A 7,132-nucleotide genomic window follows, 5' to 3' on the forward strand; every position below is an offset into this window, starting at 1 on the left:
AAAATGTGTGCTCAGCGGGCGATGTTCATCAGCCGGCCGCCGAGCGAAATGCCCAGATCGGTCATGAGCCGGCCGCGTTGCAATTGCTGGTTCTCCCAGCGCTTGAGGGTTGAATCGATCGTTGCGCCGTTCTGCCATGTCGATGACAACGCCAGCGCCAAAGCATGGGCATTGGCCGCGGCCTTCGCCGTGCTGCCCGCCGTATGCGGACGCGGAACCGATGCGGCGTCGCCGAGCAGCACCGCGCGGCCGAACACCATCTTCGGCGCGCGCAGGTCGACGATCGGCTGCATGAACGGATCGTCGGTGCTATCGACGAGCGCGCGAAACGTCGGCGCGAGCAGCGCCTGCGCGTCATCCCGCAACTGGTCGATGTCGGCGCGCTTGGTCGCGCCTGGCGGCAACGAAAACGCGCGCGCCACGCCGTGGCGGTCCACCAGCAACTCGTCGAGCTGTTCGCGGCTGTATTTGCGATACCACACCCAGTTCCACCGGCGTTCGCCAGGCACGCTCGAGTCGTGTTCGCCCGGAATCAGATAGGCGAGCGCCGAGTGCCCGTCGCCTTGCTGAAAAGTAAACCGGTCACGCAGTATGTTCGCTGCACGCAACGGCAAGTCCGGTTCCTCGACGAGTCCGCGCCACGCGACATAGCCCGCGTAGGCAGGCACGACCTCGGGCAGCAGGCGCCGTCTGAGCGTCGAACGTATGCCGTCGGCGCCGACCAGCAAATCTGCCTGCTCGCTGCGGCCGCTCTCGAACAGCGCGACGATCTGCTCGCCTTCCATGCGGAAATCAACAAAGGTCTCGCCCGTGTGCAGGCAATCCGCGGGCAGCGCATTTTTCATGGCGCGGTACAGCAGGCTCCACGACGTCTGCATCTGCGGCATATACAGTTGTTCGACGCGATTGTCGTCGCGGTCCAGATAGATGCGCTCGCCTGACATCACGCCGGGCGGATCGGGCAACACAACGCCTGCGAACCGGAGTGCGTCCAGCACGTCAGGCTGAAGTACGATGCCGCCGCCGCGGCTTTCGAGCTGATTCGACGAGCTCTCGAACACGTCGACCTGCCAGCCGGCTGCGCGTAAGGCGGTGGCCGAGAACAGTCCGCCGAGCGAGCCGCCGATTACGACGGCACGTGGTTTTTCGAACGACCTCATGCTGCATTCCTTTGTTCCGCCGCGCGCAGCCCATTGGCAAACACGACGGGCGGCTGCGCGCCGCTGATTGCCTTGCCGTCGATCGTCATGGTCGGCACGGCCTGAATTCCGAGCTTGTCCGCCTGCTCGCGCGCCGCGTCGATCTCCGGATTGCCGGCAGCGGAGAGCAGATACGCGCGAACCTCGCCCGCATCGAGCGTGTGTTCGGTTGCGATCTCGACGAGCGTGTCGAGCGAGCCGATGTCGCGGCCTTCGGAAAAATAGGCGGCGTAGATGGCTTGATAAAGCGCGGCAGTCGTAAGCGGTTCATTGCGGTTCTGAGCAAACCGCATCAGACGGTGCGCGAGACGTGTATTCGGCGTGCGCAGCACCTTGCCATAGTCGAACGGCGCGCCTGCTGTCAGACCGGCGGCCGTCACCTGCGCATCCATGACTTGCGAGCGCGCCCAGGTGCCGAATTTATGGGTTCGATAGGCGCGCCGGTCCGTGCCTTCGACGGGCATGCAAGGATTCAATTCGAACGGCACATAGCGAATCGAAACAGCCGCGCCGACGCCGGATTCCGCGAGCGCCGCGGAGAGATTCCGTTGGCCGATCCAGCACCACGGACAAATGAAGTCGTAATAGACGTCGACTTGAATGGCTTGCATGTTGCACCCCTCGCTAGTTAATGGATGCAGCTTATATGTTGCGTGAGGCTCGGTGAATGGGGATAAAATGCAACCCCGTGTTGCGTTTATCGCAACCATCTTTGCAACTGCAACATCGCCGAGACCGAACATGGACAAGTTCCTTGCCGTGAAAACGTTGCTGGAAGTGGCTGACGCCGGCGGCTTTTCAAAGGCCGCACAACGTCTCGGCGTGGCCACCTCCTCGGTCACACGACTGATGGACGCGCTGGAGGCCTCTCTGGGGACCGCGCTGCTAACCCGTACACCCAGAAAGGTCAGTCTCACGGACGCCGGCATTGCGTACGTCGAACAGATCGGCAAGGTGCTCGACGATCTGGCCGAAGCTGACGAGAGCGTCTTCGACAGCGGCGCGTCGCCGGTCGGCTCGCTCAGAATCTCGGTGCCGTCAACCTACAGCCGCTTGCGGCTCGCGCCGCACCTCGCGGCTTTCCTCTCCGACAATCCGCGTGTATTCCTCGACGTTGTCGTCGCGGATCACTTCGTCGATCTCGCGCTCGAGCGGATCGACGTCGCGATCCGGATCGGCCTGCAAGATCGCGACGCCAATCTGATCGTCAGAAAGCTCGCCGACAATCCGCGCTACGTCGTCGCCAGCCACGACTACCTCGAACGATGCGGCATGCCTCGGACACCGCAGGCACTCGACGCGCACGAGTGTCTTCGCTTCGCTTACGGTGGCGGCTATCGCACTCGCCAGGTCTGGGCCTTCCGGCGCGAAGGTGTGGCGCAGCGCGTCGAGGTGCGCGGTCATCTGTTGTCGAACAGTCTCGACGTCCTGCTCGAGGCGGTGATGGCGGGACGCGGCATTGCGTTGCTGCCCGAATGGCACGTCGACGCCGAGATTCGTGCGGGCCGCCTGTTGCGCCTGTTCGAGAACTTCGAAGCGAGTCCTCATCAAGGCGATGCAGTCGTCTATGCAGCGTATCTGCCCAATCGCCGTCACTCCAGAAAAGTGCACGCGCTCATTCAGTTTCTCGAAGCGCGGCTTCACGCCACGCTCGAAGGGTGATCGGCGACGCGCTCACGTGCCACGTCTCACTAGCGTTCGCCTACCCACGTGCGCGATGCCGGGTCATACAGCTTTACGCATTCCGCCCGGATTCGAACAGGAACCACACGCGTTGCTCCGCTTCGTCGATCCAGTTTTCGAGCAGGCTCGCCGTGGCGACATCGCCATATTCGTCGCATAGCGAATGCGTCTCGCGCATGTAGCCGGATAGCGCCAGATTGTCCTCACGCAATTCGGCGAGCATGTCAGCTGGCGTCACGAACTCCGCATTGTTGTCGAGAATGCGCTGCAGCTTCGTGATCTGGCCGGTCGAGTGCAGCGTCCGGCCGCCGAGCTTGCGCGCGCGTTCCGCGATCGGATCGGTGGTCGCGAAGATCTGCTCGGACTGGTCGTCGAGCAACAGGTGATAGTCGCGGAAGTACGGGCCCGACATGTGCCAATGGAAGTTTTTCGTCTTCAGATAGATCGCGAACACGTCGGCTAGCAGTGTGGTCAACGCGGCGGCGATGTCACGTGTCGCGTCTTCGGTCAGGCGACTCGGTGTTTTTAGCGGCGCGGCGCGACGTGCTGCTGCGTTCAGTTCGTCTTTCATGGCTTTTCCTTTTGAGGTGTCAGCCGGTGAAACGGGTGTTTCCGAATCCGGCACCTGAAGTGTAGGAACGCCGCGCACATAAAGTCCTGCAGAAAATATGAAATGTTCTGAGCGGCCGTTCGCCACGCGCCATGCCGCCGATTTCCTGGTTGTTATTTTTTTAAGAACGATTAAGGAGTTCAACTAGGACTCTGGGAAAAACCGTCGATAGACTGAGTCTCAGTTTTTCTCGCACTTCAAGCGAGTGCGACATGTCCTCCCATGTTAACCAGCCCTTTAGGATGCACAAAGCCATGGCAAATCCGAAACTCGAAGTCCTGACGCCTGCAAACTCGCAGATCATTTTTATCGACCAGCAGCCGCAAATGGCTTTCGGTGTCCAGTCGATGGACCGCCAGGCGCTGAAAAACAACGTGGTCGGTCTCGCGAAGGCTGCGAAGGTGTTCAACATTCCGACCACGATCACGTCGGTGGAAACGGAAAGCTTCTCGGGCTATACGTACCCCGAACTGCTGGACGTGTTCCCGGATCACAAGGTGCTCGACCGCACGTCGATGAATTCGTGGGACGACCAGAAGGTCCGTGACTCGCTGGCTGCCGCCGGCCGCAAGAAGGTCGTCGTGGCGGGTCTCTGGACCGAAGTCTGCAACAACACGTTCGCGCTGTGCGCGATGGACGAAGGCGACTACGAAATCTACATGGTCGCCGACGCGTCGGGCGGCACCTCGAAGGAAGCTCACGACTTCGCGATGCAACGGATGATTCAGGCCGGCGTGGTGCCGGTCACGTGGCAACAGGTGCTGCTCGAATGGCAACGCGACTGGCGGCACAAAGAGACCTACGACGCGGTCATGAAAATCGCCAAGGAACACTCCGGCGCGTACGGAATGGGCGTGGACTACACGTACACGATGGTGCACAAGGCGGCTCAGCGTACGGCTCAGCAGCACGAAATCCTGGCGCCGGTGCCGGCTAAGGTGAAGTAACCAGCGCATTAAACACATCGCGCGGAATTCGGGAGCGGAACATGTGGGTCCCGAATTCCTGATCCAGATGGCCAGACGACGGACTGATGCACTAAGTCTGTGGGTTATGCGCATAGCGGGAGAGCGGCACCCGAATATTGCAGCCGTGGCGCTGGCAAACAAGACGGCTCGAATTGCCTGGGCGATGATCACAAGGGAAACCGACTATCAGCCGGAGCTTGCTGCGCACTGAAACCGAGAGCAACCAGCTGTACCTTCATCCACGATTGCAAAACAAGCCGCACGATGGCCAACAGGTCGAACCGGCGCTGATCAAACCCGCGAAGGACCGAGGCCTCGAGCCCGTAGGAGCGATTGGGAGTCAGCGCGCGAATAGCCCATCAGGGTCCGTTGCCTCGCAGAGGCACATTTGTACGAGACCGGATATACGTGAGCGATCGACAATGAGGCTTGATAGGCGACATGTTTGCAAACGAGGAGGAGTCCATGTACGGTCATCGGCCCGCGCATTTGCGGGTCACCCGAATGACCGATCCGCTTGCAAGCGGCCGTACCGGTTGCGTGCGCCCGAACGGCAGGAACGCTCATGTCGCTTAGCGACGCCGTCCTAAGGTTTCATTTTGCGGTCGCGAAGCGCCCGCCGGTCACTGCCGCTATGTGGCGTTCATCGCGTGGCCTACCCGTGATGTACTCACTTCATTTTCTCGAATCGCTGGCTAACGGCTGTTCCGCAAGGTCAAGTGATTCGCCACCGACCTAACTCCGCGCACCGATCCTGCCGTGTTGCCGGCGAGCGCGATCTGCCTGTGCTCAGGCACCCATCCCGTGAGCGTCACGACGCCGAGGCGCGCCCTGACCCGAATCCCTGAAGCATCCAGGCTCGGTGTCCGCCTGAGGGCGCTGCGGACGTCACGACTCACCGCACTATCCGGCCTGTTCTGAAGCCGCGACGTCGAGTACGCCACCCGCGCTGTCGCGCCAGCACCCGTGTTCTCACCCGTGTGTGCGCCAGCCTGGATCGAGCCGCAACTCATGGGGACCATAACCAGGATCGCGCAGATTTTGACGCTTGCACCACTCACATTCATTCTCCCCTGCAGCAAAAGACGGTAGACCCGCAAGTCCGCAGCTTTGCGGGCGGTCTTCGTTTAGACGGTGTTAGAACTTCCGGTCAGACCTGGTACCCTGGAGGCATGAGAGAGAAACGTAAAGTCTACCCGACAGACGTGTCAGACGAAGAATGGAGCTTCGTGGCAGCGTATCTGACGTTGATGGATGAGAGTGCACCACAGCGTAAATACGAGTTGCGCGAGATGTTCAATGCGTTGCGCTGGATGGCTCGCGCTGGGGCTGCGTGGCGAATGCTGCCGACCAACTTTCCGCCGTGGGAACTCGTGTACCAGCAGACGCAACGATGGCTGGCGGCCGGCTGTTTCGAGTGCATGGTGAGTGATCTTCGTTCGATCATCCGTGTCGCGCAGGGGCGGCAGGGGCAGCCCAGCGCGGTGATCCTTGATGGCCGTACGATGCAATCGACATGTGAGAGCGGTCCACGCGCAGGCTATGACGGCTATAAGCGCAAGCGTGGCAGCAAGGTGCATATGGCGGTCGACACGCTGGGTCAGTTGCTCGCCGTACACGTGACACCGGCCAACGAGCAGGAGCGGGCACAGGTGGCAGAGCTGGCGCGCCAGGTGCAGCAGGCAACGGGAGAAACCGTGAAAGTGGCCTTTGCCGATCAGGGTTACACGGGCGAAGCTCCTGCGCAGGCCGCGCGCGCTCAGGGAATTAATCTCCAGGTGGTCAAGCTCGATGAAGCGAAAAAAGGTTTCGTGCTGTTGCCACGTCGATGGGTAGTCGAGCGCAGCTTCGGATGGCTCAACCGCTTTCGACGCCTCGCACGTGACTACGAACGCTTGCCCGAAACACTCGCAGGTCTGCATTTTGTCGTCTTCGCCACGCTTATGCTTGTCCATGCAATCCCAGTACTTCGAAGTTCCGTCTAGGTTCGTCGTTATCGGTGAATGACTCAAGGGGTCGGCTATGCCTTCTGCATGGAGCGAGGCACGTGAGGCGATCCGACGTCGCAGGCCGTGGGACTCAGTACGGCCAGGAGCGGGCGGCAGCATCCATGTATGGCCGGACGTTCAGGCGTCTGTTCCGGATCGAACAGCGGTCAGTGTCTTCGTGGCTAAACGCGGAGGAGGCAGTTACCTCGACATCACGAAATCATCTCGGGAGCCAACGCAAATTAGCGATATGTCCTTGCGGCACCGGTACGATGTCTGCGACAACTATGAGCCGTAACGATTTGCTTCCTCCGAGACTCAAAATGTCTTCACGAAGGGGGTGGCATGGATGATCACTTTCGGGTTAATCCGCTGATCCGAGACCTCGATACTTGCTTCAAAAAATTTTCGGGACAGTCCATTCTTCACAGCATCCACGCGGTACTGAATTTCCTTTAGCCGAAGCGTCCGAGGATGACTCATTGTCACTGTTGTGAGCCAAAGCTCGGTGTCCGATGGTTTCAATTCAACAAGCTCTCTGAGATATCGTTCTATACCTAGGGAAACGCTGATTAATGGAGCTCGGCGGTCATCGCTCACGTAGCCGAAGACGTTATAGAAGGCAGCTCACAGAACGGACTCACGAGGATGAAGAGGCAGATCGGCTTCGCGGAAGCGGAAATT

7 protein-coding genes are annotated in these 7,132 nt (G+C 60.3%); 3 read left to right on the forward strand and 4 right to left on the reverse strand.

The genetic code is table 11. From position 1 onward, the window contains the following. Positions 1-11 precede the first annotated feature (11 nt). On the reverse strand, positions 12-1,160 hold the full coding sequence (locus F6X40_RS36745; RefSeq protein ID WP_187631258.1) for an FAD binding domain-containing protein: 1,149 nt from the start codon (positions 1,158-1,160) through the stop codon (positions 12-14). Then, positions 1,157-1,810: a DsbA family oxidoreductase gene (locus F6X40_RS36750; protein ID WP_187631259.1), complete on the reverse strand. Its 654-nt coding sequence runs from the start codon at positions 1,808-1,810 to the stop codon at positions 1,157-1,159. The genes F6X40_RS36745 and F6X40_RS36750 overlap by 4 nt, the downstream gene beginning before the upstream one ends. 130 nt (positions 1,811-1,940) lie before the next feature. On the opposite strand from F6X40_RS36750, the gene F6X40_RS36755 reads away from it, so the two are divergent. Next, complete coding sequence (locus F6X40_RS36755) at positions 1,941-2,861, forward strand: LysR family transcriptional regulator (RefSeq protein ID WP_184073715.1); 921 nt, start codon at positions 1,941-1,943, stop codon at positions 2,859-2,861. 73 nt (positions 2,862-2,934) lie between these two features. Here F6X40_RS36755 and F6X40_RS36760 read toward each other — a convergent pair whose 3' ends face one another. Then, entirely contained in the window at positions 2,935-3,453 is a 519-nt protein-coding gene (locus F6X40_RS36760) for a Dps family protein (protein ID WP_187631260.1), read from the reverse strand. Positions 3,454-3,746: 293 nt separating this feature from the next. Here F6X40_RS36760 and F6X40_RS36765 point away from each other — a divergent pair, with 293 nt between their 5' ends. Further along, positions 3,747-4,439, forward strand: coding sequence for a hydrolase (locus F6X40_RS36765; protein ID WP_184073712.1), 693 nt, complete (start codon positions 3,747-3,749; stop codon positions 4,437-4,439). A 716-nt stretch (positions 4,440-5,155) separates the two neighbouring features. Here the strand turns inward: F6X40_RS36765 and F6X40_RS36770 are convergent. Next, the gene (locus F6X40_RS36770) at positions 5,156-5,527 is read right to left on the reverse strand and encodes a BON domain-containing protein (protein WP_187631261.1); all 372 of its coding nucleotides are present in this window, start codon (positions 5,525-5,527) and stop codon (positions 5,156-5,158) included. A gap of 105 nt (positions 5,528-5,632) precedes the next feature. Here F6X40_RS36770 and F6X40_RS36775 point away from each other — a divergent pair, with 105 nt between their 5' ends. Beyond that, the gene (locus F6X40_RS36775) at positions 5,633-6,445 is read left to right on the forward strand and encodes an IS5 family transposase (protein WP_187631262.1); all 813 of its coding nucleotides are present in this window, start codon (positions 5,633-5,635) and stop codon (positions 6,443-6,445) included. Positions 6,446-7,132 lie beyond the last annotated feature (687 nt).

The organism is Paraburkholderia sp. UCT31 (assembly GCF_014397655.1).
GTDB classification, from domain to species: domain Bacteria; phylum Pseudomonadota; class Gammaproteobacteria; order Burkholderiales; family Burkholderiaceae; genus Paraburkholderia; species Paraburkholderia tuberum.